Raw genomic sequence first — 26618 nt, forward strand, 5'->3', positions numbered from 1 at the left:
GCGGTATCAATGTGATCAGCGGCGGCGTGACGGCCACTTTCCCGCAAACAGCCACGACTCCTTTGGGCAACACGCTGACGGTGACGGGCTACAACCCGGCGACCGGGGTGGTTTCCTACAGCTACACCCTGGTGGATAACGAATCCCATCCAACAGGCGGTGGCATCAACAACCTGACCGAGAGCTTCACCGTCACTGCCACCGATACGGATGGCAGTACCAGCAGTGGCAGCCTGGACGTGAATGTCGTCGATGATGTGCCCACGGCAGTAGCTGACACCAATGCATCAGTGGCCACCGAGGCAGCAACTGTACTGACCGGTAACGTCCTGACCAATGATGTCCAGGGCGCCGATCGTGTCAGCGGGCCGATCACCGCAGGTACCTTCACCGGAACCTACGGCACTCTTGTCCTGGCCGCAGATGGCTCCTACACCTACACGCTGAATCCTTCGGATCCGGACTTCTACAACCTGCATGGCGGCGGTACGGGCACCGAGACCTTTACCTACACCCTGAGCGATGCCGATGGCGACATCAGCACCGCCAACCTGGTGCTGAACATCAAGAACCTCAACGATCCGGTGACCCTCAACGGTCTTGATGTGGAGGGCGGCGAGCTATCGGTCTACGAGAAGAGCCTCAGTGATGGCAGCAGCCCGAATGCTGCTGCCCTGACCCAGTCCGGTACCTTCACGGTAACCGCGCCGGATGGTCTACAAACCCTGAGCGTAAGCGGTATCAACGTGATCAGCGGCGGCGTGGCGGCCACTTTCCCGCAAACAGCCACGACTCCTTTGGGCAACACGTTGACGGTGACGGGCTACAACCCGGCGACCGGGGTGGTTTCCTACAGCTACACCCTGGTGGATAACGAATCCCATCCAACAGGCGGTGGCATCAACAACCTGACCGAGAGCTTCACCGTCACTGCTACCGATACGGATGGCAGTACCAGCAGTGGCAGCCTGGACGTGAACATCATCGATGATGTGTCGACGGCAGTAGCTGACACCAATGCATCGGTGGCTACCGAGGCAGCAACTGTACTGACGGGTAATGTGCTGACCAACGATGTCCAGGGCGCCGACCGTGTCACCGGGCCGATCACCGCAGGTACCTTCACCGGAACCTACGGCACCCTGGTACTGGCGGCGGACGGTTCCTACACCTATACGCTGAATCCGTCAGACCCGGACTTCTACAACTTGCACGGCGGCGGTACGGGCACCGAGACCTTTACCTACACCCTGAGCGATGCCGATGGCGACACCAGCACCGCCAACCTGGTGCTGAACATCAAGAACCTCAACGATCCGGTGACCCTCAACGGTCTTGACGTGTCTGGTGGTGAGCTAACTGTCTACGAGAAAAACCTGAGCGACGGCAGCAGCCCCAACGCAGCAGCGCTGACGCAATCCGGCACCTTCACGGTAACCGCGCCGGACGGCCTGCAAACCCTGAGTGTGGGCGGTATCAATGTAATCAGCGGTGGCGTGGCAGCAACCTTCCCGCAAAGCACCACGACGTTGTTGGGCAACACCTTGACGATCACCGGGTACAACGCCAGTACGGGTGTCGTGTCCTACAGCTACACCTTGCTGGATAACGAAGCCCATCCAACGGGCGGAGGCATCAACAACCTGACCGAAAGCTTCACCGTCACTGCCACCGATACGGATGGCAGTACCAGCAGTGGCAGTCTGGACGTGAACATCGTCGACGACGTTCCGACGGCGCGAGCGGACTCGGCCTCGGTGATCGAGGGTGGCACGGTCAATGGCAATGTGCTGGTGAATGACACCAGGGGCGCCGACGATCCGGGTAGCAATGTGGTGGTGGGCGTGCGCGCCGGCGCCAACACTGCGACTGCCGCCATCGGTTCGCTGAACACCAACGTTGCGGGCATCTACGGGACCTTGACCCTGGATGCCGCAGGCAATGCGGTTTATCACGCCAACCCGAACTCCGTGGCGCCGGCCGGGGCGCAGGATGTATTCACCTACACCATTCGCGACTCCGATGGCGATGAAAGCACCACGACGCTGACCATCAATGTGCAGGACTGCGGTTTGGTCGCCGGCCAGGATCAGGACATTACGGTGTATGAAAAAGCACTGGACCTGGCGAAAGATGGCCAGGACCTGGCGGCGGGGACTGTGATCGGCAGCGATCCCGGCAATACCGCGGAAACCGGAAGCGGGACCCTGGTGGGGTCGGTGTCGGGTGGTTCCGGCGCCATTACCTACAGCCTGCTGGGCAGTCCGACGGGTGCCTACGGCCAGATCCAATTGCTGGCGAACGGCTCCTACACCTACACCCTGACCTCCGCGCCGAAGACCCCGGGTGGTGCCAACGATGGGGCCAATGTGATGAGCGAGACCTTCACCTACAAGGCGACGGATGCGCTCGGCAACTTCACCACCGGCACCATCCAGATCAACATCGTCGACGACGTACCCAAGGCCGTGGGCGCGACCCGTTCTGTCACTCCGGGGCAGGTGGATTCCAACCTGCTGCTGGTGATCGACGTGTCCGGCAGCATGAACGATGCCTCCGGCGTACCGGGACTGACCCGTATCCAGCTGGCCAAGCAGGCCATCGCGCAGTTGCTGGACAAATATGACGACCTGGGTGATGTGAAGGTGCAGATCGTCACCTTCTCGAGTGGTGCCTCCCAGCCGTCTTCCGTCTGGGTTTCGGTGGCGGATGCCAAGACCATCGTCAATGGCCTGAGCGCTGGCGGCAACACCTACTATGACTCCGCCACCACCACGGCCCAGGCGGCGTTTGCCACCGCAGGAAAAATCGTAGGCGCGCAGAATATTACCTACTTCTTCTCCGACGGCGAGCCTACGTCTGGTCATGCCATCTCCGGTACCCGCGAAACCACCTGGACCAACTTCCTGGATGCCAACGGGATCAAGTCCTACGCCATCGGCCTGGGCAGTGGGGTCAATACCAGCAATCTCAACCCACTGGCCTATGACGGCAGCACCCACACCGACACCAACTCCACCGTTGTCACCGATCTCAACCAGCTCAACTCGGTACTTTCCGGCACGGTGCAGGGCGCGCCGGTCACTGGCAGCCTTATGACTGGCGGCTACTTCGGGGCCGACGGCGGTTTCATCAAGTCGCTGGTGATCGACGGCACCACCTATACCTACGATCCGAAGGGTAATTCCAACCAGGGATCCTATGCTGCCAGCGGGGGAACCGATCGCGGCATGTTCGATACCGCGAGCAACAGCATCACGGTGAAGACGGTACTCGGCGGTTCGATCGTGGTGAACATGGACACCGGCGAATTCACCTACACGCCGCCGAAAGACAATGGCAGCAGCCAGGTGGAAAACATCGGCTTTGTGGTCAGCGACAACGATGGTGACCTGAGCAATGCCACCCTGCTGGTCAATGTCTACACCAATGCCGCGCCGGTGGCCGGGGCCGACCATGTCATCACCAATATCCTGTCGGCCACTATCACTGTGCCGTCCGAGGCGCTGGTGGCCAACGACACCGATGCCAACAACGACCGACTGAGTGCTTCCCCGATTTCCTTCAATACCGGCTGGACGGCGCGCGGCGCGGACTTCACCGTAGGTAATACAACGCCTACGGTCGTATTCAACGGGACCAACAACAGTGCGGCGAACCAGTTGAAGGACATCGCCCGCAGCACCTTCACCGGAACAGCCTCTTCCATGACCGCCGCGGTCATTGTCAGCGGCTACCTGGGCGCGGTGACTACGGCCAATGCCAACGACGAAGACACCATCACCGTTACCCTCAAGCAGGGCGAATCTCTCAATCTTGACCATGACCGGCCGGCTGGCAATGTGCTGATGGAATGGAAGGACGCCACCGGCAGCTACCAGACCATTGCCGATGGCGGAACCTTCATCGCCAGCCACGACGGGGTCTATAGCATCCATGTGGTCAATCTCACCAACAGCGGTGGCGGAGGCAATGCCAACAACGCGGAAAACTATCAGTTGACCATGACCATCGATTATTCCGGCGCCGCCAACAACACGCCGCAGTACAACGGCACCTATACCGTCAGCGACGGTCATGGTGGCACGGCGACCGGGGCTGTGGATATCAACTACCAGGACAGCTCGATCCTCACCGGTACCGTCAATGCCGACACCCTGCTTGGCGGCAGCGGTAATGACACGCTCAATGGTGACGATGGCAACGATGTGTTGATCGGCGGTGACGGCAACGATGCACTCTATGGCGGCAATGGCAATGACCTGCTGATCGGCGGTCCCGGCAACGACCTGCTGGACGGCGGCGCCGGTATCGACACGGCCAGCTATGCCAGCGCCACCGCCGGGGTCACGGTCAACCTGTCCATCGCCGCTCAGCAGAATACCGTCGGTGCCGGGCTGGATACCCTGGTATCGATCGAGAACCTGGTGGGTTCGGACTACAACGACACCCTGACCGGTGACGGCAACGCCAACGTGTCACGCGGCGGCCTTGGCAACGATGTGCTCAGTGGCGGTGGTGGCGACGACCTGCTGATCGGCGGGCGCGGGGATGACACCCTGACCGGCGGCCCGGGGGCCGATACCTTCCAGTGGCAACTGGGCGACAACGGGCATGATGTTGTGAGCGACTTTACCCCTGGCACCGATCATCTGGATCTCTCCCAACTGCTGCAGGGGGAGAACGCCACCAGTGCTTCACTGGACGATTACCTGCACTTCAAGGTGACCGGCAGTGGTGCCAGTGTGGTGTCGACCATCGAGGTCAGTTCGGTAGCCGGGGCGGCGGCTACCCAGACCATAGACCTGGCAGGAGTGGACCTGGCCCAGCATTACGGGGTGACGGCAGGCTCGGGCGGGATGATCGCGGCGGGGGCGGATACGGCGACCGTAATCAACGGGATGCTGAATGACCAGTCGTTGAAGGTGGATACCGTGTAAGGCTTCAGGGCCCTATCGCTGGCAAGCCAGCTCCCACAGGTTGGATCCCTGTGGGAGCTGGCTTGCCAGCGATGAGGCCCTCAAGACAACAACCTAGTCCGGCCGACGCAGGGTCTTCTGCCTGAGGATATAGATCGAAACCAGCACCGCACTGGTCAGCATGAAGCCCCGGGCCCAGGGTGATGGCACCAGGTAGCAGGAGAGGCCGATACTCGCCCACATCAGGCCGATGGCGTAGACCTTGCCCTTGAGCGGAATGCCCTCGCCACTGAGGTAATCACGAATCCACGGCCCGAGCCGCGGGTGATACACCAGCCAGTCATGAAAGCGCGGGGAACTGCGGGCAAAACAGGCTGCCGCGAGCAATAGAAAAGGGGTGGTTGGCAACACCGGAAGGAAAATGCCAATCACCCCCAACGCGACGCTGAGCCAGCCAGTGGCCAGCAGCAGGTAGCGCACCACCACGGAATCAGTGGTGGCGCGGTTTGAGCAGGGCCGGTTTTTCGTCTGGCGCGTGGCACAGCAGGTACAGGGCGGTCAGTGCTTCGGGGATCTGCACGATCATGTCGTCCATCAGGTTCGCATCACTGGCAATGTCGGCGAACTCGGGCTGCTCGTCGAACAGGCCGGAACCGACCATGATTGGCAGGAGCATCTCGCTGACTTCCTCTTCGGCGCTTTCGAACCAGGCTTCCTCGCGCAGGAACACGCCTTCCATGAAACCGATGCACCAACCGCGCAGGTCGGAATCGTCCGGCTCGTCGCCAAGGTCGAGGTCGCATGGCAGTTCGAATTCCTCGTCGCTGGCCAATTGGCGGGCGATATGGCCCTTGAGCTGGACCAGGGTGGCTTCGATCTCGGCGCGCTGGGCGTCGCTGGCGTAGTGGGGCTCCTCGGAGAACAGGGCGTCGATCCATTCCCGCTCTGGCACTTCTTCGGCGCAGATCGATAGCGCGGTCAGGTAGCCGTGGGCGGCAACGTAGTCCAACGCCTCTTCATGCAGCTCGTCGGCGTCGAGGAAGACTTGCAGGCGGGTCAATTGCTCAGCGAAGGACATTAGGGGCTACCTTGAAAATGGAACAATGTTGAATTCTAGCATTGTGCGGGCCTCGCAAGGCAAAGGATGACGCTCTATCGCGCGGTCGCCCTGCGCAGGCAGGGGCTCGGGTATACTCTCGGCTTTTTTCCGCCAGGTGCGGAATTTGCCCGGTAAAAGCTGCTTGCGTTTTTTTCCGTGAGAGGCGAAGGGTTTTGATCCAGCCTGTATGGCCAGGATGGGTTCACGATTTTGGAGTGGTTATGCTCGAACAGGCTCAGCGCGTTCTGCGCGATATCTTCGGCTACGACAGCTTCCGCGGTCGCCAGGGGGCGATCATCGAGTGCGTGGCCAAGGGTGGCGATGCGCTGGTGCTGATGCCTACCGGCGGCGGCAAGTCCCTGTGCTTCCAGGTTCCGGCGCTGCTGCGCAATGGCCTGGCGGTGGTGGTATCGCCGCTGATCGCGCTGATGGAGGACCAGGTCGCGACCCTCGACGAGCTAGGGGTCGCTGCCGCGTCCCTGAACTCGACCATGAGCCCGGAACAGCAGCGCGAGCTGGCCGGACGCATTCGTCGCGGCGAGCTGAAGATGCTGTATCTCGCACCGGAGCGCCTGGTCCAGCCACGCATGCTGGATTTCCTCCGCGATCTGGACATCGCCCTGTTCGCCATCGACGAGGCCCACTGCGTTTCGCAATGGGGTCACGATTTCCGTCCCGAGTACCTGCAACTTGGCCAGTTGGCCGAGCTCTTCCCGAATGTGCCGCGCATCGCCCTGACCGCTACCGCGGACATGCGCACCCGCGAAGAGATCGTCAACCGCCTGCATCTGCAGAATGCCGAGCGGTTCCTTTCCAGTTTCGACCGACCCAACATCTTTTATCGCATCGTGCCCAAGGAGCAGCCGCGCAAGCAGTTGCTGGCGTTCCTCGGCGAGCGTCGCGGCAATGCCGGCATCGTGTATTGCCTGTCGCGCAAGAAGGTCGACGAAGTCGCCGCGTTCCTGTGCGGCGAAGGCTTCCCGGCGCTGCCCTATCATGCCGGCCTGCCTGCCGAGACCCGTGCCGCCAACCAGCGTCGCTTCCTCAACGAGGAAGGGCTGATCATGGTCGCGACCATCGCCTTCGGCATGGGCATCGACAAGCCCAACGTGCGCTTCGTCGCCCACCTCGACCTGCCCAAGTCGCTGGAAGCCTATTACCAGGAAACCGGTCGCGCCGGTCGCGACGGCCTGCCTGCCGACGCCTGGATGGCCTACGGCCTGCAGGACATGGTGATGCTCAAGCAGATGTTGCAGAACTCCGAAGGCGACGAGCGGCACAAGCGCGTGGAGCAGCACAAGCTCGATGCCATGCTCGCGCTGTGCGAGGAAACCCGTTGCCGTCGTCAGGCGTTGTTGCGCTACTTCGATGAAGAACTGCCCAACCCCTGCGGTCACTGCGACAACTGTGTCGATGGCGTGCAGACCTGGGATGCCACCGAGCCGGCACGCCAGGCCCTCTCGGCGATCTACCGTACCGGCCAGCGCTATGGCGTTGGTCATCTGGTGGATGTGCTGCTGGGCAAGGACAACGAGAAGGTCCGCAACTTCGGTCACGAAAAACTTTCTGTGTATGGCGTCGGCAAAGGCCGCGCCGAAGGCGAATGGCGCTCGCTGTTCCGCCAGATGGTGGCCCGCGGCCTGGTGGATGTAGACCTGGACGGTTATGGCGGCCTGCGCCTGTCCGATACCTGCCGTCCGCTGTTGCGCGGCGAAGTGACCCTGGAACTGCGCCGTGACCTCAAGCCGCAGACCACCAGCAAGGGCAGCAGCAGCGGTGGTAGTCCGGCCAGCCAACTGGTGCGTGGTGACGAGCGCGAGCAATGGGAAGCGCTGCGTACCCTACGGCGCAAGCTGGCCGAGGAGCACGGCGTGCCGCCCTACGTCATCTTCCCCGACTCGACCCTGCTGGAGATGCTCCGCAGCCAGCCCACCACCCTGGCCGAGATGGCGCGGGTCAGCGGCGTCGGTGCACGCAAGCTGGAACGCTACGGCGAGGCCTTCCTCGAGGTACTTGCTGGCGAGGCCGAAACGCCACCTGTGGTCACCGACCTGCGCCACGAGCTGGTCAGCCTGGCCCGCGCTGGCATGACGCCTGCGCAGATTGCCGGGCAACTGAAATGCAGCGAGAAGAACGTCTACAGCCTGCTGGCCGAGGCGATTGGCCGTCAGGAGCTGTCGCTGGAGCAGGCCCTGGACCTGCCCGAAGACCTGATGATGGAAGTGCAGGACGCCTTCCTCGATGGTGAAGGCGAACTGCCGCCGGTATCCGAAATCCAGCCGCTGTTCGGTTCGCGGGTACCGGACGGGGTGCTCTACTGCGTGCGTGCCGCCCTGGCGGCCGAATTCGAGATGTAGCGAGGGTTGTCACTATTTCTTACGTTTGGTCAAGATCGTCGTCAAGATGAACCTTGCCTAAGCGCAAAGGCCATGGTTAGCTGACTAATAATTAGTTCTGACCATGAGTTTTCCATGCCATTGACCGATCAACACCGCTTCGGGATGCAGCTTGCCCACATGTCCCGAGGCTGGCGCGCCGAGCTGGACCGCCGCCTGGCGGGCCTGAACCTGTCCCAGGCGCGCTGGCTGGTGCTGCTGCACCTTGCCCGTTTCGACGAAGCCCCGACCCAGCGTGAACTGGCCCAGAGCGTGGGCGTCGAAGGCCCGACCCTGGCCCGATTGCTCGATAGCCTGGAAGCCCAGGGGCTGGTCAAGCGCCATGCGGTGCTGGAAGACCGGCGGGCCAAGAAGATCGTCCTGTGCCCTCCGGCCAAGCCGTTGATCGACCAGATCGAAACCATCGCCAATGCCCTGCGCGTGGAGTTGTTCACCGGTGTCGATGAAGAGGACCTGGCGGTGTGCATGCGGGTGCATACGCGGATCCTGGCGAACCTGGACAAGTCCAAGGTTTGATTGTGCTCTTGAGGGCCCTATCGCTGGCAAGCCAGCTCCCACAGGGTTCAGCGGCGCCGCGGACACTGTGGGAGCTGGCTTGCCAGCGATGAGGCCCTAGAATGTTTGCCCCAGATTCAGATACACCGCCTTCTCATCCTCGGTATTGAACCCATAGCTGAAGCTCAGCGGCCCCAGCGGTGTGTCGAAGCCGAGGAAGATGCTCGCCGCGTTGATATAGCCGCTGTCGAATTCGTTGTCGTTGTTCCACACCCGCCCGCGCTCGAGCGATCCGCCCAGGTACAACGGGAAATCAAGCGGCAGATAGGCCCGCGGGGTCAGCCGGCGGTAGTACACCATGCGCATCAGGCTGAGGTTTTGCCCCGACAGCGAATTCTGCCGGAAGCCCGAGAGCTGCCGCGCCCCGCCCATGACCATGCTCGACACCACTACGTCGGCATCATCCAGGGTACGGCCATAGCGACCGCCCAGTACCCAGGTATCCGGTCCGCTGCTCAAGGCCTTGTCCAGCTTCAGATCCCACTGCCGATAGCGCTGGTCCGACCCCAGTGCGGGCTCGAACTGGCGCAGGGTCAGGCGGATGTCTTCCCCGCTGTGGGGAAAGTAGACATTGTCCAGGGTGTCGAACGAGTACTTGAGGTCGTAGTAGCCCTCGTTGAAGTTGATCTCCGGCAGGTCCTGGTCGCCGACCCGCACTTTCGCCTGGCCCCAGGCCTGGCCTACCCCCAGGCGGACCTCGCCGCTGGTGCCGATCTGCCGACCGACATTGAGACCGAATCCGTAGCGTTCCAGGCGGTATTCGGCGATCGGATCGTTGTCCAGCGTCGCCTCGATATTCTGCGAGCCCAGCTCCAGGAACGGCGCGACGAAGTACCGCGAACCTACGTCCATCGGCTGGTAGAACTCGCTGTACAGCTCCTGCACATCACCTATCTGCGCCCGGGTCAGCCATTCGGCGCCGAGCTGGTTGATGCCGTTGACCCGATAGCTGGCGCCGAGGTTGAAGGCACTGTCACCGCGCATGTCGTCGGACAGGTTGAGTCCCAGGCGCAGGTAATCGGTACCGCCGCGCCGTCCGCGGGCGGTGATCACCAGGGTGTTGTCCTTGCCCTTGTGCACCACCCGGTACTGCACCCGGTCGAAGTAATCCAGGCCGTAGAGGGTGCCCATGTCGGTCTGCAGGCGCCCCAGGTCCAGCGGCTGGCCGATGGTCTGGCGGATGTAGTAGCGAACCACGTCATCGCTGACCTTGGAGTCGTTTTCCACCTTGATCGCGGTGATGATCGGCGTGCGCTGGTCCGGCGAGCGCGCTACTGCCAGCTCGATACCGCTGCCTTCGGGTGGACGCAGGGCGGCAAAGCGATTGTCGAGGATCCGTGTGGCCCGGTAGCCGGCGTCCATCATTTCCTCGGCGCGGCCGAAGTCGGTGGCGCTGATGCTGGCCAGCGACGGCTGGATCAGGATGTCATCGCGGTGCAGAGCCGCCAGTTGTTCCTCGGAGTTGCGCCGGGTCATCAGGGTGATGGACTGGTTGAGCACGTCCACCACTGTGCCCAATTGCTTGCGGTTGCGCAGCGGGGTGCCGATATCGACGACGATCGCCACGTCCACCCCCATCTGCCGCACGATATCCAGGGGGATGTTGTCGACCATGCCGCCATCCACCAGCAGCCGGCCATCCAGCTCCACCGGGGCGAACACCGCCGGAATCGACATGCTGGCGCGAATCACCTGGGGCAGGTGGCCGCGGCTGAACACTACCTTTTCGCCGCTGGCGATATCGGTGGCTACGGCGCGGAAGGGAATCGGCAGCTTGTCGAAGTCACGGGTATCGCTGGTATGGGCCAGCAGGCTTTCCAGCAGCAAGGCGAGGTTCTGACCCTGGATCACGCCCAGCGGCAGGCCGAGGCTGCCGTCGTCGCGAAAGCTGAGCTTCTGTTTCACCAGAAAGTCGCGGTCGTCCTGCTTGCGCCGGAACGGAACGTCCTTGCGCGGCGGGGCGTCGGACAGTGCCTGCTGCCAGTCGATGCTGCGCGCCAGCTTTTCCAGCTCCTCGACTTTGTAGCCGGAGGCATACAACCCGCCGATCACCGCGCCCATGCTGGTGCCGGCGATGGCATCGATCTTCACCCCCTGTTCCTCCAGGGCCTTGAGCACGCCGATATGCGCCAGCCCGCGGGCTGCGCCACCGGACAGCACCAGGCCGACCTTGGGCCGGGCAGTTTCGGCGGCGACCAGATGCAGGGACGGGAGCAGGAAAAGCAAAAACAGCAGCAGGCAGCGCATCGCGATTCTCGAAGCCAAGGGCAAACCGCTAGTATAAGCGCCACTTACTTTCCTTTGAGACCGTCACCGTGAGCACCTCCAAGCCCGAGATCGTCATCACCTACTGCACCCAGTGCCAATGGCTGCTGCGCGCCGCCTGGTTGGCCCAGGAACTGCTCAGCACTTTCAGCGACGACCTTGCCCGTGTGGCCTTGGAGCCGGCCACCGGCGGCACTTTCCGCATTACCTGCGACGGTGTGCAGATCTGGGAGCGCAAGGCCGATGGCGGCTTCCCCGAGGCCAAGGTGCTTAAGCAGCGTGTGCGTGACCGGATCGACCCGCAACGCGACCTGGGCCACAACGATCGCTAATGCTCCGCAGCCACCTTTGTTGATCCGCCACTGGCCGCCAGTCGGCTGGAAACGACGATGGCGAAGATGATCAGCACGCCGCCCAGCAGCATGCGCGGCGTGGGCGTTTCGGCGAACAGCATCCAGGCCACGGCGATGCCGTAGATCGGCTCCATGGCGAACACCACGGCGGCGGTGCGCGCCTTGATCACGCCGAGGGCAGCGACGAACAGGCTATGGGCGACGCCGGTGCAGAACACCCCGAGCAGGCCGATCCACAGCCAGTCCAGGGCCGGCACCTGGCCCAGGCCGGGCGCGGCGAAAGGCAGCAGGCACAGGGCAACCACCAGGTTCTGGCACATTGCCGCCTGCACTGCTGGAATCCGTCCGGAGCCGGCACGGTTGGTCAGCGACAGCAGTGAGAACAGCAGGCCGGACAGCAGCGACCAGAGCAGGCCGCCGGTGGCCTTGCTGGCCAGGTTGAACTCCGGTGTTACCAGGATCAGGCCGACGGTCACCAGCGCCACTAGCAGCAACTCGTTGCCGCGGATCCGCTCGCGGAACAGCAGCCCTTCGAGGATCACGGTAAAGGCCGGGAAGCTGGCGAAGCCGAGGGTGGCGATGGCCACGCCGCCGACTTTCACCGAAATGAAGAAGCTCACCCAATGTCCGGCCAGCAACACGCCGCCTAGCCCGAGGCGACGCCAGTCCTGTGCTTGCAGCGCTTTCCAGCCCGGCCCGGCGAGGCGGGCGAACAGGCCCAGGGCGAGTACCGCAAAGGCGGCGCGACCGAAAACGATGATCGACGGCGAGGCGCTGGCCAGCTTGCCGAAAACGCCAGTCAGGCCAAAGAACAGCGCGCCGATATGCAGGGCGCCGAGGGCAGTGCGGTGGTTCATGGAAGTCCTTGCGGGGTCCGGTATCGACACTGCCAGTCTACGGCGCCTACAGCGGGGCTGTCTGTCGCCGGACTCGCGTCAGTTGTCGCCGGACTCGCGGCGCAATGCGCCGGGGCTGCGACCGAAGGCCTTGAGCATGGCGGCGGCGAAGGCGCTCTGGGAACTGTAGCCGACCCGGCTGGCGATCTCGCCGATGGGCAGGCTGCTGCCTTGCAGCAACTGGCGGCCGCGTAGCAGGCGGCGCTGGCGGATGTAATCCATCGGCGTGATACCGCGCTCGGCCATGAACCGCGCGTGCAGGCGAGCGCTGGACAGGCCGGCGAGGCGGGCCAGGTCGGCGACTTGCAGGGGATAGGCGGCGTATTGCTCGATATGCGCGTCGAAGGACGCGTAGGGCAGCTCCCGCGAAGGCGGCAGCGGGCTATTTCCCGGATTCAGGCTGGCCAGCAGCAGTACCGCGCCCTGGCGGGTGATCAGTGGATCGTCCATCGGGCTGTGTGCCAGCCAGTCCACCAGTTGCTGCTGGCGGCTGTCCAGCAGCAGCGGGCCAGGGCGGTCCAGCAGGCGTTGGCAGGCACTGCTGCGCTCGCCGAGGCTCTGCGCCAGCCAGTTTTCCGCCGGCACATCCAGCACCAGGCAATGGCTGCCGACAGGGCTGCCGCAGGTGTGGTGGGCGCCTGCGGGAATCACCATCAAGTCCTGGCGCTCGACCCGTCCACCACGGCCGTCCACCTCGAAATCCAGGCGACCGCCGAGGCCGAACACCAGTTGCGGGTGGTCATGGGCATGGGCGATCAGGTCGTCGCGGTAATGGCGCAGGGAAAGAATCGGGCCGTTGCTCATCTGGCGTGGTGTCCGGCTGGGCGAAAGGTGGCATTGTACGCCCCGGCGGCTGTCATGGGACTGCCGCATGGCTGTCATGTCGGATTAACCGCTGGCTGGCAAGGTCGACCAAAGTCAGCCGGAGCCTCGCCCATGAACAGTGCCGCGTTTCTCAAGCCCACGCGCAAGCGGCGTGTCCGCACCCTGTGGATTTCCGACGTGCACCTGGGCACGCGGGATTGTCAGGCCGAGCACCTGTCGCAGTTTCTCAAGCGCTACCACGCCGACCGCATCTACCTGGTCGGCGATATCATCGATGGCTGGAAACTGCGCGGCGGCATGTACTGGCCGCAGGCACATACCAATGTGATCCGCCGGTTGCTGACCATGAGCAAGCGCGGCACCGAGGTGATCTATGTCACCGGTAACCATGACGAGTTCCTGCGTCGCTACTCCAGGCTGATCCTCGGCAATATCCACCTGGTGGACCAGGCCGAGCATCTGACAGCCGATGGGCGCCGCCTGTTGGTGATCCATGGCGACCAGTTCGACGTAATCACCCGCTACCACCGCTGGCTGGCGTTCCTCGGTGATTCGGCCTACGAATTCACCCTGACCCTGAATCGTTGGCTCAATCATTGGCGGGCGCGCTACGGCTATGGCTATTGGTCGCTGTCGGCGTACCTGAAGCACAAGGTCAAGACGGCGGTGAACTTCATCAGCGATTTTGAAGAAGCCATCGCCCATGAATGCGTGAAGCAGGGCTTCCACGGTGTGGTCTGCGGGCATATCCACCATGCCGAGATCCGTAAGGTGGGGGAGGTGGACTACCTCAATTGCGGGGACTGGGTGGAATCGTGCACGGCGCTGATCGAGCACTGGGACGGGACCATCGAGTTGTATCGGCTGGCCGAGGATCAGGTGCGGATGGCGGAGGAGGAAGCCGCCAGGGTGGCCGAATCCGTGCAAGGCTGAGGGGCCTCATCGCTGGCAAGCCAGCTCCCACAGGTTACGCGATTCCTGTGGGAGCTGGCTTGCCAGCGATGAGGCCCTGAAGAGCAAAGCAAATTCCTGAACCAGCCTCAGAAACTCACTTTCCCGCGCAACATGTCCCGATACATCACGAAATCCCCCAGCAGGCTATAGAACGGATGCTGAAAGGTCGCGGGCCGGTTCTTTTCGAAGAAGAAGTGCCCGATCCAGGCGAAGCCGTACCCGGCGAACGGCACTGCCAGCAGCAGCAACCAGGTGCCGCTGCCGATCGTGTAGGCAAGCAGGGCGATGACCAGCGTGGTACCAATGAAGTGCAGGCGACGGCAGGCGGGGTTGGCGTGTTCGTTCAGGTAGTAGGGGTAGAATTGTGCGAAATTGTCGAATCGGCGGGGGCTTTCCACGGGGCTGATGCCTCCTTGTTCTTGTCGATTTTCAACGGGTACGGCGTGGAGCCTGAACCCAGTCTAGAGTCAATTGCTGTATCGGCAAGTGACAATAAGCGCCACTTTAGTATCCTTGCGTCTTATCCCAAACCAGAGCCAGCCAATGAACGAGCGAACCACCTCAGCAAGCTGGGCCTCGGGTATTGTCAAGGCTCTCGAGCTCGAAGGGCTGGACTGCCCGGCCCTGTTCCACAAGCTTGGCCTGGACTTTGCCGCGCTGAGCGACCCGGATGCGCGCTTCACCCAGGACTCCATGACCCGCCTCTGGCTGCTCGCCGAGGAGCTTTCCGGCAACCGCGCCATCGGCCTGAACATGGCCAGGGTGGTGCGCCCGGCATCCTTCCATGTGGTGGGTTATGCACTGATGTCCAGCCGCACCCTGGCCGAAGGCTTCGAGCGCCTGGTGCGCTACCAGCGGATCATCGCCGAAAGCTCCGACCTGAGCCTGCAGCTCGGCCCGGAGGGGCATGCCCTGATTCTCACCGTGCATGGTGATCACCTGCCACCGACCCGGCACAGTTCCGAAGCATCCCTGGCCTGCGCGCTGGCCCTGTGCAGCTGGCTCAGCGGGCGTACCATCCAGCCGCGCCGGGTGCTGATCCAGGGCCCGCAGCCCGAGGATATCGAGCCCTACCGGATCGCTTTCCACTCGCCGCTGGTGTTCAGCGCACCCTACGATGCGCTGATCTTCGAGCCGTCCGACCTGCAATCCCCGTTGCCTACCGCCAACGAGGCGATGGCGGTGTTGCACGACCGGTTTGCCGGGGAGTATCTGGCGCGTTTCTCGGAAAGCCGGGTGACCCACCAGGCGCGGCAGGTGCTGTGTCGCGTATTGCCCCAGGGTGAGCCCAAGCGCGAGCTGGTGGCCCAGGCGCTGCACCTGTCCCAGCGCACCTTGCAGCGACGCTTGCAGGAAGAGGGCACCAGCTTCCAGGCGCTGCTCGACGACACCCGCCGCGAACTGGCCGAGCAGTACCTCTCCCAGCCGGGCATGACCTTGCTGGAAACCGCCTATCTGCTGGGCTTCGCCGACCCGAGCAACTTCTTCCGCGCATTTCGTCGCTGGTTCGGCCTCACTCCCGGCGAGTATCGCGCCCGTCGCCATGGCCTGAGCCACGACGACGCGGAAGCGGACGCTGTCAGTGCCGCCAGAACGCCGGCATACAGAGAACAAATACGGTAATGATCTCCAGGCGGCCAAGCAGCATGCCGCCCGCCAGGATCCACTTGGCCGCGTCCGGCAAGGTGGCGAAGTTGCCCGCCGGGCCGATGGTCTCGCCCAGCCCCGGGCCAACGCCGGATACGGTGCTCGCCGCGCCGGTCAAGGCAGTCATCCAGTCGACGCCGAGCAGCGACAGGAGCAGGGCGATCACGCAGATGGTGATGGCGAAGAAGAACGAGAAGGTCAGGATCGAGCGCACGATTTCTTCATCGAGGCGGTGACCGTTGTATTTCTGCTTGATCACCGCGCGCGGGTGGATCAGCTGGTTGAGCGAAGCCTTGAGCAGGATATACGCGACCTGGAAGCGGAAGATCTTGATGCCCCCGGCAGTGGATCCCGAGCAGCCGCCGATGAAGCCCAGGTAGAAGAACAGCATCAGCGAGAAGTTGCCCCACAGGCTGTAGTCGCCCAAGGCGAAACCGGTGGTGGTGACGACCGAGGTGACGTTCAGGGCGACATGGCGGAAGGCATCCAGCCAGTGCAGCTTGGTGGTCGCCCAGTACCAGGTGCCGAGCACGATCCAGGTCACTACCAGCAGGAGCAGCAGGCCCTGGACCTGCTGGTCGCGGATCAGCGCCCTGCGGTTGCCGCGCAGGGTGGCGACGTACAGGGTGAAGGGCACGCTGCCGGAGATCATCACCACCACCGCGACCCAGTGCACCGCCGGCTGGTCCCATTTCGCCAGGGACATGTCCGAGGTGGAGAAACCGCCGGTCGAGATCGCCGACATGGCATGGTTGATCGCATCGAACGGGCTCATTCCCGCCCACCAGAAGGCCAGGCTGCCGAAGATGGTGATGCCGACGTACACCAGCACGATGTACTTGGCCACCATGTGCGAGCGCGGCATGACCTTTTCCGAGCGGTCCGAGGATTCGGTCTGGAACAGGCGCATGCCACCGATGCGCAGCAGCGGCAGGATCGCTACCGCCATGCCGATGAAGCCGATGCCGCCGAGCCAGTGCAACAGCGAGCGCCACATGAGGATGCCGGGCGACATGTTGTCCAGGCCGCTGAGCACCGTGGAGCCGGTGGCGGTGATCCCCGACATGCTTTCGAAGAAGGCGTCGGTATAGCTGATGTGCTGGGTCAGCAGGAACGGCAGGGCGGCGAAGATGCACACCACCAGCCAGCTGCTGACGGTCAGCAGGTACATGTCCCGCGGGCGCAGGTGCACGTGCTCCGGGCGCCCCGGCAGGACCAGGGCCAGGCCGGCGACGAAGGTGATCAGGCTCGACCACAGGAACGACGGCATGTCGCCGGTGCGCTCGAAGATGATCAGCGTGGCCATGGGGACCGTCATGCTGATCGCCAGGGTGATCAGGAAGATGCCGATAATGAAACCGATGATCCTTAAGGTCGGCAACGCCACCATGTACTCAGCCCTGACTCGAAACGGAAGGGCGCCATTCTACCTGCGGCCCCTTTTAAGTAAACGGCGCTGTGCGCTTTGCCTAAGAGCACCCTAGAATGGCCGCTCATTTTTCCACTGGAGGGTAGCCGATGGAGGCTCTCGACGCTTTGCTCAACCGTGTTTCCGTTCCGCGCCTGACCGAACCCGCGCCCAATGCGGCGCAGCGCGAGGGGCTGTTCCAGGCGGCCTTGCGTGCGCCGGACCACGGGCAATTGCGGCCATGGCGCTTCATCACCGTCGAAGGGGAAGGGCGCAACCGTCTGGGCGAGCTGTTCGCCGAAGCGGTAGCGCAGAAGGGCGATGCCGAACAGGCCGCGCTGGACAAGGCCCGGGCCATGCCGCTGCGCGCCCCCTTGCTGGTGCTGGTGATTGCCCGGACCCGCGAACACCCCAAGGTACCGGCGTCGGAGCAGGTACTGGCGGCGGGCTGCGCGGCCCACGGGATCCTGCTGGCAGCCCATGCCCAGGGTATCGGCGCAGTATGGCGCACCGGCGAGCTGGCCTACTCGGCGCATGTCGCCAAGGGGCTGGGGCTGGAAGCGGGAGAGGAGCTGATCGGCTTCCTGTACCTGGGCACGCCGATCGGTGAGCCGCGCACGGCGCCGGTGCTCAAGACCGAGGATTTCGTCAGCGCCTGGGGCTGAGATCTTCAGTGGGGCTGGTAGCCTCACCTCTGGCAAGCCAGCGGCGATCCCTGTGGGAGCTGGCTTGCCAGCGATAGCGCCATCAGCCTCAACCCATCAAGCACTGACACTCCCGTGGACCGGGAGCACCAAGGTAGCCACAAACCCACCCTGCGGATGATTGCCCAGTTGCAACACCCCGCCATGCCGCTCCGCCGCCTTGCGCGCGATCGCCAGCCCTAGCCCATGCCCTGCCGCCGTCTGCCCCGGCGCGCGGAAGAATGGCTCGCCCAACTGCTCCAGGTGCTCCGCCGCCACCCCGGGCCCGTGATCACGCACGCTGAGCATGATCCTGTCACCGTCGCGCCCGGCCGTCACTTCGATCGGTTGGCCTTCAGGATTGAAGCGCAGTGCATTGCGCAGCAGGTTGTCCAGCGCCCGCTCCACCAGGGTCGGCCAGCCGTGCAGGCTCAAGCCCGGGGTTTCCCGCAGTTCGATCAACTGCTCCGGCGCACTCAGTTGCGCGTCCTTGCATACGCCATTGACCACCGCATTGATGTCCACCGGTTCGGCGTGTGCCTGCTCGGCATCGACCCGGGCGAGCACGAGGATCTCGCTGATCAGGGCCTCCAGGCGGTCGCATTCGCGGGTCAGGCGCGGCCAGTAGGTATCACGCTGCTGCGGCTCGGCACGTTCGGCCAGCGCCAGGGCGATACGCAGGCGGGCCAGGGGCGAGCGCAGTTCATGGGAAACGTCGCGCAACAACTGGCGCTGGCTACCGATCAGGCTCTGCAAGCGCGAGCCCATGCGGTTGAAGTCGTTGGCCAGCACGCCGAATTCGTCCCGGCGCGCGGCCAGGCGGGCCAGGCTGTTCTGCTGGTAGGTGGTCTGGCCAAGGTCATGCACCGCGCTGCGCAGGCGGCTGAGCGGACGGGTGATGGACAGGGTCACCAGCAGGCTGAACAGGGTCAGGACCACCAGTGCGATGCCAAGGGCGCTGAACGGCCAGATCAAGCTGTCGCGGTGCCAGGCGTCAAGCTCCGGATGCGGTATGCGGTAGATCAGCAGGTAGGTTTCGCCGCTGCTGGCGCTGGTGTACTCCTCGGTCAGGCGGCGCCAGGGCAGGGGACGATGATCGTTGCCCTGGCGCGCTTCGAACACCGCAGCCCGCCGCGGGAAGGTGCCTGGCACCACCGAGTCACCGGCTTCGTTGAGCACCTGGGTGTCGATGTGGTAGCGCCGCTTGCGTTGCTCCAGGTACTGCTGGGCCGCTTCCGGGCCCTGGGTTTCGTAGCGCTGGGTCCAGTTCTGCGCCAGGGTATTGAGGCCGGGGTGGCGGCTGAGGATCCAGGCGTCCTGGTTGAGGATGTGCCCGAGCAGGATCGACAGGCCGGCAACCAGGGCGATGGCCAGCCAGAAGCTGGCCAGGATACGCCAGAACAATGAACGCAAGGGCAGTCCCTCGAACAGGAAAAGCCCGGCCTGCTTGCGCAGGCCGGGCGGGGTTCATGGATTATTGGGCCTTTTTGCCATGTTCGGCTTTCCAGGCCTGGAACTCCTGCCATTCGGCACGGCGTTCCTCACGTTTTTTCTTCATCTCGTCGAACTGCTTTTGCTGTTCAGGCTTGAGCAGGGCGCGGATATCGGCCTGGGTCTTGTCCTGCTTGGCCTTGAGCTCGTCTTTCATGGCTTTCTGCTCAGCAGCGGGCAGCTTGTCCAGGTATTTCCGGGTGACGTCGCGGCGGTCTTTCATTTCCTGGCCCATCAGCTTGCCGATCTGCTGGCGCTGTTCGTGGCTCAGGTCCAGCCTGGCAAGCGGGTCGCCACCGCGGTGATGTTCGCCGAAGCGTGGGCCGTGGTCAGGGCCCGGGCCTGGGCCGGCGTCCGGCATGGCCATGGCGACGGTCGGCAGGGCGGCAGCGAACATCAGGGCGATAAGGGTCTTGCGCATGGTGTATCTCCTTTCTGAAGGCCGGTCGTTACCGGATGTGGCCAGTTTATGGAGATCAAGGTCAGCGGCGGTCAGGTGACGGTAAAGCCTGGGTAAAGAGGACGAGCCTTGCTGCTGACATAGCCATCACAAGCTGTAGTAGTAGCCCCGGCTGCGCAGGGCGACGATGCGCGGGCGTCCGTCGGCATGCGGGCCGATCTTCTTGCGCAGGTTGCTGACATGCATGTCCAGGCTGCGGTCGTACAGGGTAAGCTTGCGCCCCAGGGCGATCTGCGCCAGTTCCTGCTTGTCCAGCGGCTCGCCGGGCTGGCGCAGCAGGGCTTCGAGGATGCGGCTTTCGGAAAGGGTCAGGGTCTGCTCGCGTTGGTCGATCTCGACCACGCCACGGGCGGGGCTGAAGCTCAGGTCGCCGAGTTCCACCTGGGTCGGGGTCGCCGGGGCATGGCTGCGGCGCAGCACGGCGCGCAGGCGGGCGGTGAGTTCCCGTGGGTCGCAGGGCTTGGCCAGGTAGTCATCGGCGCCGAGTTCGAGGCCGAGGATGCGGTCCAGCGGCTCGCCGCGAGCAGACAGCATCAGCACCGGCAGCTCGGCGTGCTCGCTGCGCAACTGCTTGAGCAATTCGAGGCCGCTGCCGTCGGGCAGCATGACGTCCAGCACGACGGCAGCGGGGGCCTGTTCGGCCAGGGCCTTGCGTGCGCTCAGGCCGTCGTGGCAGGCGCGGACCTGGAAGCCCTCCTGGCCCAGCCAGTGGACGAGCAGTTCGCAGAGTTCCTGGTCATCGTCAATCAGTAGCAGTTCGCTCATGTCTTACTCAGTTCAACCATTGCTTGCGCCGTCTGTGGCTGCCGCTGGCAAAGATACCGCAAAGCACGGCGATCAGGGCCACTGCGCCGCCGGTCACGAACCATTGCTGCTGTTCGGTCAGCAGGCGCGGGGCGATGCTGGCCTGGGCTTCCTTGAGCGCCAGCTTCAGGCGCTGGTTTTCCTGGCGCAGGCGTGCCAGCTGGGCACTTTCGCGTTCGTTGTCGGCGCTGTGCAGTTGCTGGGCCAGGGCCTCGCGCTGGCGTTCGCTGTCCTGCAGGCGCTGCTGCAATTCGGTGATCTGGCTGCCGGCACTCAGTGACAGCGGCGTGGATTCTTCGGCCTGGGCGAGCGGGCTCAGCAATGACAGGCACAGCAGCAGGGACAACGGACCTTGACGCATCATGACTCCTGTAATTCAAGACGAATGTTCAGGACGTTGTCGGCAGGGCGATGAGAATAATGAGCAACAGGGAAGATTTAAAGCGTCGACGACGCACCGCCGCCAGGCGGCGCGTCGCACCCGTCACGGCAGGACTTGCTTGAACGGCTTGACGATGACGTTGGCGTAGACACCGGCGGCCACGAACGGATCGGCCTCGGCCCAGGCCTTGGCGGCTTCCAGGGAAGTGAATTCGGCGACGATCAGGCTGCCGCTGAAACCGGCGGCGCCCGGGTCGTTGCTGTCGATGGCCGGGTGCGGGCCGGCGAGGACGATACGCCCCTCGGCCTTCAGTTGCTGCAGGCGCTCAAGGTGCGCCGGGCGCGCGGCCAGGCGGGCGTCCAGGGAGTTGGCGACGTCGGTGGCGATGATGGCGTAGAGCATGTCATTCCTCGGGTTTGGGAGTGGTGGGATCGCTGTCGTGCAGGTGTCGGGACAGATAGATACCCTGGGCGACCAGGAACAGCACGGTCATGCCCAGGCTGCCGAAGACCTTGAAGTCGACCCAGTAGTCCTGGAAGGTGAAGGCGACGAACAGGTTGGCCGCGCCACAGAACAGGAAGAAGGCGATCCAGGCCAGGTTGAGACGGTTCCACACGGCTTCCGGCAGGGTCAGGGCGTGGCCCATGATGCGCTTGATCAGCACCTTGTCACCGATGAAGTGGCTGCCGAGGAAGGCCAGGGCGAACAGCCAGTTGACCACCGGCGCCTTCCACTTGAGGAAGGTCTCGCTATGGAAGGCCAGGGTCAGGCCGCCGAACACCAGGCAGGCCACCAGGGTCAGCAACTGGCCTTTTTCCAGGCGGCGCTGGCGGATGAACAGGGCGCCGTAGACCACCAGCGAGCTGATGATCAGCACGGCCGTGGCGCTGTAGATACCCCCCAGCTCGAAGTGCTGGCCGGCGAACTCGACCAGTCGCGGTTCGGTCTTGTAGACGATGAAAAACAGCAACAGCGGGATGAAATCGATGAATTGTTTCACAGTGGCAGCCAGGAGCGGGATGTCCCGGCATAATAACAAACCTCAATGAGAGGAAAAGCGTCACCCCATGAATGTTGATCTGCACTGCCACAGCACCGCGTCGGACGGCTCGCTGACCCCCACCGAACTGGTCGCACGCGCTTACGAGCAGGGTGTGCGGGTGATGGCGCTCACCGACCATGACACCCTCGAAGGCCAGCCCGAAGCCCGCCAGGCCATGCACGAGCGCGGCATGCAGTGGGTCAGCGGGGTCGAGTTGTCGTGCACCTGGTCGGGCATCACCATCCATGTGCTGGGCTACGGCTTCCCGCTGGACGCGCCGCCCTTGCTCGAGGCGGTGGAGTCGTTGCACCGCGGCCGCTGGCTGCGTGCCGAAGAGATCTCCCGGCGCCTTGCGGCCAAGGGCATGCCCGGTGCGCTGGAAGGCGCGCGGGCGCTCCAGCAGGCCCTGGGCGACAGCGGCAACGCGCCGGCCCGTCCGCATTTCGCCGATTTCCTGGTCAGCGCCGGGCATGTCAAGGACCGCGCCGAGGCCTTCCGCAAATGGCTCGGTGCCGGCAAGCTGGGGGACGTCAAGCTGCACTGGCCGACCCTCGACGACACCGTCGAGACCCTGCGCCAGTCCGGAGCCTGGGTCAGCCTGGCCCATCCGATGCATTACGATCTTACCCGCAGCAAGCGCCGCCGCCTGATTGCCGACTATATTCAAGCGGGGGGCCAGGCTCTGGAGGTGGTCAACGGTATGCAGCCGGCGGAACAGGTCGGCACCTTGTCCATCCTGACCCGCGAGTTCGGTCTGCTGGCCAGTGCCGGCAGCGACTTCCATGGCCCGGGCACCTGGTCGGAAATCGGTGTCTACCGGCCCTTGCCGGAGGATCTGCCACCTCTGTGGCGTCGATTCAAACATGAGCAGCCATCCGCGGACGCCTGAACAGGAAGACAACGTGAGTCAATTTTTCCAGATACACCCGGAGAATCCACAGCCGCGCCTGATCAAGCAGGCGGTGGAGATCATCCGCAAGGGCGGGGTGGTGGTATTTCCCACCGACTCGTCCTATGCCATGGGTTGCCAGATCGGCGACAAGGGCGCCATCGACCGGGTGCGCCGCCTGCGCCAGCTGGACAAAAACCACAACTTCACCCTGATCTGCTGCGACCTGTCGCAAATGGGGCTGTTCGCCAAAATCGATACCGGGCTGTTTCGCCTGCTCAAGGCCCATGTGCCGGGCCCGTACACCTTCATCCTCAACGGCACCCGCGAAGTGCCGCGCCTGCTCCTGCACGAGAAGCGCCGGACCATCGGTCTGCGCGTACCCAGGCATCCAATCACCCTCGCGTTGCTGGAGGAACTGGGCGAGCCGCTGATGAGCGTGAGCCTGATCCTGCCCGGTGATGAGGAAGTGATGACCGACCCCTACGAGATGCGTCAGCGCCTCGAACATCACGTCGACCTCATCATCGACGGCGGCTACGGCGACCTCAAGGCTTCCACGGTGATCAACCTGGCCGACGGCGAGCCTGAAGTGGTGCGGGTCGGCTGCGGCGACCCGACCCCGTTCATGGTCGAAGCGTGAGCGCGGTCGAAACCGTCGAGGCGCCGCTGGATCCCCAGGCTGGCGCCCAGCAGGAACTGCCGCTGGTGATGGTCTATGGCCAGGCCCTGACCGAAATGCCGGTGGACCTGTACATCCCGCCGGATGCCCTGGAGGTCTTCCTCGAAGCCTTCGAGGGCCCGCTGGACCTGCTGCTCTACCTGATACGCAAGCAGAACGTGGATATCCTCGATATCCCGGTGGCGGAAATCACCCGCCAGTACATGGGCTACGTCGAGCTGATGAAGACCGTGCGCCTTGAGCTGGCCGCCGAATACCTGGTGATGGCGGCCATGCTCGCCGAGATCAAGTCGCGCATGTTGCTGCCACGGGCCGAGACCGCCGAGGAGGAAGAGGACGATCCTCGTGCCGAACTGATCCGCCGCCTGCAGGAGTACGAGCGTTTCAAGGCCGCTGCCGAGGATATCGACCAGCTCGCGCGGGTAGGGCGCGATGTGCTGGTGCCGCAACTGGAAGCCCCGCAGGCCAAGGCGCGCAAGCTGCTGCCTGATGTGATCATCGAGGAAGTGCTGATGTCCATGGCCGAGGTGCTGCGGCGCAGCGACCTGTTTGAAAGCCATCAGGTCAGCCGCGAGGCGCTGTCCACCCGCGAACGCATGAGCGAAGTGCTGGAGCGCCTGCGCGGCGCCGGCTTCGTTGCCTTCGGCGAGCTGTTCAAGGCCGAGGAGGGCAAGCTTGGCGTAGTGGTGACCTTCATGGCGATTCTCGAGCTGGTCAAGGAACAATTGGTCGAACTGGTGCAGAATGAGCCCTTTGCGCCGATCCATGTCCGGGCCCGGGCAGAGTAATCCACGAGCATCCCAATGAACCTGACTGACCCCCACGACCTGGCGCCATTGCTGGAAGCGTTCCTGCTGGCTTCCGGCAAGGCGCAATCCCTGGATCGCCTGTTCGAGCTGTTCGAAGAAGCCGAGCGTCCCGAGCCCGAAGTGTTCAAGCAGGCCCTGGAGCTGCTGCGCGAGTCCTGCGAAGGCCGGGCCTTCGAACTCAAGGAAGTGGCCTCCGGTTATCGCCTGCAGATCCGCGAAGACTACGCGCCCTGGGTCGGCCGCCTGTGGGAAGAACGTCCGCAGCGCTATTCCCGCGCCTTGCTGGAAACCCTGGCACTGATCGCCTACCGCCAGCCCATCACCCGTGGCGAGATCGAAGATGTGCGCGGCGTGGCGGTCAACAGCAACATCATCAAGACCCTGCTTGAGCGCGAGTGGGTGCGCATCGTCGGCTACCGCGAAGTGCCCGGGCGCCCGGCGATGTTCGCCACCACCAAGGCCTTTCTCGACCACTTCAACCTGAAAAGCCTCGACGAACTGCCACCGCTGGCCGAGCTGCGCGAGATGGAGCCGTCGCCCATGCCGCCGGTCGACCTCGACGATCTACCGGTTCCGGCCCATCTGCAGGCGCTCGCTGACGCCAGCGCCGACCCGGACGAGCAGCCGCCGGCGGAGGAAACCAGTTTCCGCTCGCTGCTGGTGGAGCTGGACGCCATGGAGGAAGGGTTGAAAACCGACTTCGACGACCTGCTGCGCGATCTCCCGCAAGCCGGCGACCAAGAGCAGCCGGCCGAGGCCGAGCCTGAAGAACCGAGGAATTGAACCGCCGCCGGGCGCAAAGCCCGGCGTGCAACGCGATATCGGTCTACTCTCTGATGCGTTTGCGCCGCGATCAGCGTATGATTCGCGGCCTTTTTGGTGCTCGCTGCACCAGGAACCCAGATTCGACTTTTTACACCGGGAGGTGCCCAGATGAGTGAACAAGACCTGCAAGACAGCCCGCCACGTCCGGCCGGGGAAAAACTGCAAAAAGTACTCGCACGCATTGGCGTCGGCTCGCGCCGCGATGTCGAGGCCTGGATCGGCGAAGGCCGGATCAAGGTCAACGGCGTGGTCGCGACCCTCGGCCAGCGTGTCGACCTGCACGACGCGATTTCCGTCGACGGCCGCCTGATCAAGCGCGAAGAAAGCGCGGAGTCCGTGCGTCGCGTGATCATGTACAACAAGCCCGACGGCGAGATCTGCACCCGCGACGACCCGGAAGGCCGCCCTACCGTGTTCGACCGCCTGCCGCGCCCTAAAGAGGGCCGCTGGATCAACGTCGGCCGCCTCGACATCAACACCACCGGCTTGCTGCTGTTCACCACCGACGGTGAGCTGGCCAACCGCCTGATGCACCCGTCCTTCGAGATGGACCGCGAATACGCCGTGCGTGTGCGGGGTGAAGTCGACGACGACATGATTGCCCGCCTGAAAGAAGGCGTGGTGCTGGAAGACGGTCCGGCGCGTTTCACCGACATCCAGGTGGCGCCCGGCGGTGAGGGCTTCAACCACTGGTATCACTGCGTGGTGATGGAAGGCCGCAACCGTGAGGTGCGTCGCCTGTGGGAATCCCAGGGCCTGGTGGTCAGCCGCCTGAAGCGCGTGCGTTTCGGCCCGGTGTTCCTCAACTCCGACCTGCCAATGGGCCGCTGGCGCGAAATGAGCCAGGGCGAGATCGACATCCTGGCGGCGGAAGTGGGCCTGACCCCGGTAGCGATGCCGGCGATGAATGCCAAGACCAAGGACAAGCTGGAGCGCATGCAGCGTAAATCCAGCAAGCCGGTGGGCCGTGGCGAGCGTGTGCGCACCCTGCGTCCGGCCAAGGACGGAGCGCCTGCGGGTGAGCGTCCGGCGCGTCAGCCGCGTGAAGAGGGCGGGCGCAAGGGCCGTACCACCGTGGCCGAGCGTCCGAGCGATGTACGGCGCAAGCCGGCGGCGGCGCCGAAGCGTTCCGGGCCGGGGACCGGTCGCGGCAAGCCGCGGTCCGAGTAAGGGCTTCATGTGAAAAGAGCCAACCTTCGGGTTGGCTTTTTTGTGCCAAAAGGTCTTGTGGTGT

At 63.9% G+C, this 26618-nt stretch carries 25 protein-coding genes; 12 read left to right on the forward strand and 13 right to left on the reverse strand.

All coding sequences use genetic code 11. The features are described 5' to 3' along the window. The coding region (locus tag N7650_RS25395) for a VCBS domain-containing protein (RefSeq protein ID WP_279900522.1) at positions 1-4940 on the forward strand (4940 nt) is incomplete at its 5' end. Positions 4941-5033: 93 nt separating this feature from the next. Here N7650_RS25395 and N7650_RS25400 read toward each other — a convergent pair. Continuing rightward, a complete protein-coding gene (locus tag N7650_RS25400) occupies positions 5034-5405 on the reverse strand; it encodes a YbaN family protein (protein ID WP_279900524.1) in 372 nt (123 codons plus the stop codon). Positions 5406-5409: 4 nt separating this feature from the next. Beyond that, positions 5410-5997, reverse strand: coding sequence for a YecA family protein (locus N7650_RS25405; RefSeq protein WP_009405136.1), 588 nt, complete (start codon positions 5995-5997; stop codon positions 5410-5412). Positions 5998-6239: 242 nt separating this feature from the next. Here N7650_RS25405 and recQ point away from each other — a divergent pair, with 242 nt between their 5' ends. Beyond that, complete coding sequence (gene recQ / locus N7650_RS25410) at positions 6240-8375, forward strand: DNA helicase RecQ (protein ID WP_279900526.1); 2136 nt, start codon at positions 6240-6242, stop codon at positions 8373-8375. Positions 8376-8489: 114 nt separating this feature from the next. Next, a complete protein-coding gene (locus N7650_RS25415; protein ID WP_009405134.1) occupies positions 8490-8930 on the forward strand; it encodes a MarR family transcriptional regulator in 441 nt (146 codons plus the stop codon). A 96-nt stretch (positions 8931-9026) separates the two neighbouring features. On the opposite strand, the gene N7650_RS25420 is transcribed toward N7650_RS25415, so the two are convergent. After that, positions 9027-11216, reverse strand: coding sequence for a patatin-like phospholipase family protein (locus N7650_RS25420; RefSeq protein ID WP_009405133.1), 2190 nt, complete (start codon positions 11214-11216; stop codon positions 9027-9029). A 68-nt stretch (positions 11217-11284) separates the two neighbouring features. Here N7650_RS25420 and N7650_RS25425 point away from each other — a divergent pair, with 68 nt between their 5' ends. Continuing rightward, positions 11285-11566, forward strand: a complete 282-nt coding sequence (locus N7650_RS25425) for a SelT/SelW/SelH family protein (protein ID WP_064301950.1) — start codon at positions 11285-11287, stop codon at positions 11564-11566. Here the strand turns inward: N7650_RS25425 and N7650_RS25430 are convergent. Beyond that, positions 11563-12444, reverse strand: coding sequence for a DMT family transporter (locus tag N7650_RS25430; protein WP_279900528.1), 882 nt, complete (start codon positions 12442-12444; stop codon positions 11563-11565). The two genes, N7650_RS25425 and N7650_RS25430, sit on opposite strands and share 4 nt — an antisense overlap. Positions 12445-12522: 78 nt before the next feature. Further along, on the reverse strand, positions 12523-13287 hold the full coding sequence (locus N7650_RS25435) for an AraC family transcriptional regulator (RefSeq protein ID WP_279900530.1): 765 nt from the start codon (positions 13285-13287) through the stop codon (positions 12523-12525). 132 nt (positions 13288-13419) lie between these two features. On the opposite strand from N7650_RS25435, the gene N7650_RS25440 reads away from it, so the two are divergent. Further along, positions 13420-14241, forward strand: coding sequence for a UDP-2,3-diacylglucosamine diphosphatase (locus N7650_RS25440; RefSeq protein ID WP_279900531.1), 822 nt, complete (start codon positions 13420-13422; stop codon positions 14239-14241). Positions 14242-14348: 107 nt separating this feature from the next. Here the strand turns inward: N7650_RS25440 and N7650_RS25445 are convergent, their stop codons facing one another. Further along, positions 14349-14660, reverse strand: a complete 312-nt coding sequence (locus tag N7650_RS25445; RefSeq protein WP_009405125.1) for a DUF962 domain-containing protein — start codon at positions 14658-14660, stop codon at positions 14349-14351. A 145-nt stretch (positions 14661-14805) separates the two neighbouring features. Between N7650_RS25445 and N7650_RS25450 the strand changes: the two genes are divergently transcribed. Further along, positions 14806-15885 carry an AraC family transcriptional regulator gene (locus N7650_RS25450; protein ID WP_279900532.1) on the forward strand — a complete coding sequence of 360 codons (1080 nt, stop codon included), beginning with the start codon at positions 14806-14808 and terminating at the stop codon, positions 15883-15885. Here the strand turns inward: N7650_RS25450 and N7650_RS25455 are convergent. After that, a complete protein-coding gene (locus N7650_RS25455) occupies positions 15842-17296 on the reverse strand; it encodes a TrkH family potassium uptake protein (protein ID WP_009405123.1) in 1455 nt (484 codons plus the stop codon). The two genes, N7650_RS25450 and N7650_RS25455, sit on opposite strands and share 44 nt — an antisense overlap. A gap of 131 nt (positions 17297-17427) precedes the next feature. Between N7650_RS25455 and N7650_RS25460 the strand changes: the two genes are divergently transcribed. Then, positions 17428-17982 carry an NAD(P)H nitroreductase gene (locus N7650_RS25460; RefSeq protein ID WP_279900533.1) on the forward strand — a complete coding sequence of 185 codons (555 nt, stop codon included), beginning with the start codon at positions 17428-17430 and terminating at the stop codon, positions 17980-17982. A 96-nt stretch (positions 17983-18078) separates the two neighbouring features. On the opposite strand, the gene N7650_RS25465 is transcribed toward N7650_RS25460, so the two are convergent. From N7650_RS25465 to N7650_RS25490, 6 genes are all read right to left on the reverse strand, one after another. After that, entirely contained in the window at positions 18079-19413 is a 1335-nt protein-coding gene (locus N7650_RS25465) for a HAMP domain-containing sensor histidine kinase (protein ID WP_037061781.1), read from the reverse strand. Between the two features lie 61 nt (positions 19414-19474). Beyond that, positions 19475-19912, reverse strand: a complete 438-nt coding sequence (locus N7650_RS25470) for an LTXXQ domain protein (RefSeq protein ID WP_279900534.1) — start codon at positions 19910-19912, stop codon at positions 19475-19477. Positions 19913-20038: 126 nt separating this feature from the next. After that, the gene (locus tag N7650_RS25475; protein ID WP_009405119.1) at positions 20039-20716 is read right to left on the reverse strand and encodes a response regulator transcription factor; all 678 of its coding nucleotides are present in this window, start codon (positions 20714-20716) and stop codon (positions 20039-20041) included. Positions 20717-20723: 7 nt separating this feature from the next. Next, positions 20724-21116, reverse strand: a complete 393-nt coding sequence (locus N7650_RS25480) for a hypothetical protein (RefSeq protein ID WP_037061779.1) — start codon at positions 21114-21116, stop codon at positions 20724-20726. 123 nt (positions 21117-21239) lie between these two features. Further along, positions 21240-21539 carry a YciI family protein gene (locus N7650_RS25485; RefSeq protein ID WP_009405117.1) on the reverse strand — a complete coding sequence of 100 codons (300 nt, stop codon included), beginning with the start codon at positions 21537-21539 and terminating at the stop codon, positions 21240-21242. Between the two features lies 1 nt (position 21540). Next, positions 21541-22137 carry a septation protein A gene (locus tag N7650_RS25490; RefSeq protein WP_279900538.1) on the reverse strand — a complete coding sequence of 199 codons (597 nt, stop codon included), beginning with the start codon at positions 22135-22137 and terminating at the stop codon, positions 21541-21543. Between the two features lie 67 nt (positions 22138-22204). On the opposite strand from N7650_RS25490, the gene N7650_RS25495 reads away from it, so the two are divergent. The 5 genes from N7650_RS25495 to rluB all read left to right on the forward strand — a co-directional run bounded on the left by N7650_RS25495 (position 22205) and on the right by rluB (position 26554). Further along, the gene (locus N7650_RS25495) at positions 22205-23068 is read left to right on the forward strand and encodes a PHP domain-containing protein (RefSeq protein ID WP_009405115.1); all 864 of its coding nucleotides are present in this window, start codon (positions 22205-22207) and stop codon (positions 23066-23068) included. Between the two features lie 13 nt (positions 23069-23081). Further along, positions 23082-23711: an L-threonylcarbamoyladenylate synthase gene (locus tag N7650_RS25500; RefSeq protein ID WP_009405114.1), complete on the forward strand. Its 630-nt coding sequence runs from the start codon at positions 23082-23084 to the stop codon at positions 23709-23711. A gap of 128 nt (positions 23712-23839) precedes the next feature. After that, on the forward strand, positions 23840-24538 hold the full coding sequence (locus N7650_RS25505; protein ID WP_205884583.1) for a ScpA family protein: 699 nt from the start codon (positions 23840-23842) through the stop codon (positions 24536-24538). Positions 24539-24553: 15 nt separating this feature from the next. Next, entirely contained in the window at positions 24554-25342 is a 789-nt protein-coding gene (gene scpB / locus N7650_RS25510; protein ID WP_279900540.1) for an SMC-Scp complex subunit ScpB, read from the forward strand. Positions 25343-25492: 150 nt separating this feature from the next. Then, entirely contained in the window at positions 25493-26554 is a 1062-nt protein-coding gene (gene rluB, locus N7650_RS25515; protein WP_279900542.1) for a 23S rRNA pseudouridine(2605) synthase RluB, read from the forward strand. Positions 26555-26618: the final 64 nt, after the last annotated feature.

Origin of the sequence: Pseudomonas sp. GD04058 (assembly GCF_029836855.1) — a bacterium.
In the GTDB taxonomy this organism is placed as follows: domain Bacteria; phylum Pseudomonadota; class Gammaproteobacteria; order Pseudomonadales; family Pseudomonadaceae; genus Aquipseudomonas; species Aquipseudomonas bharatica.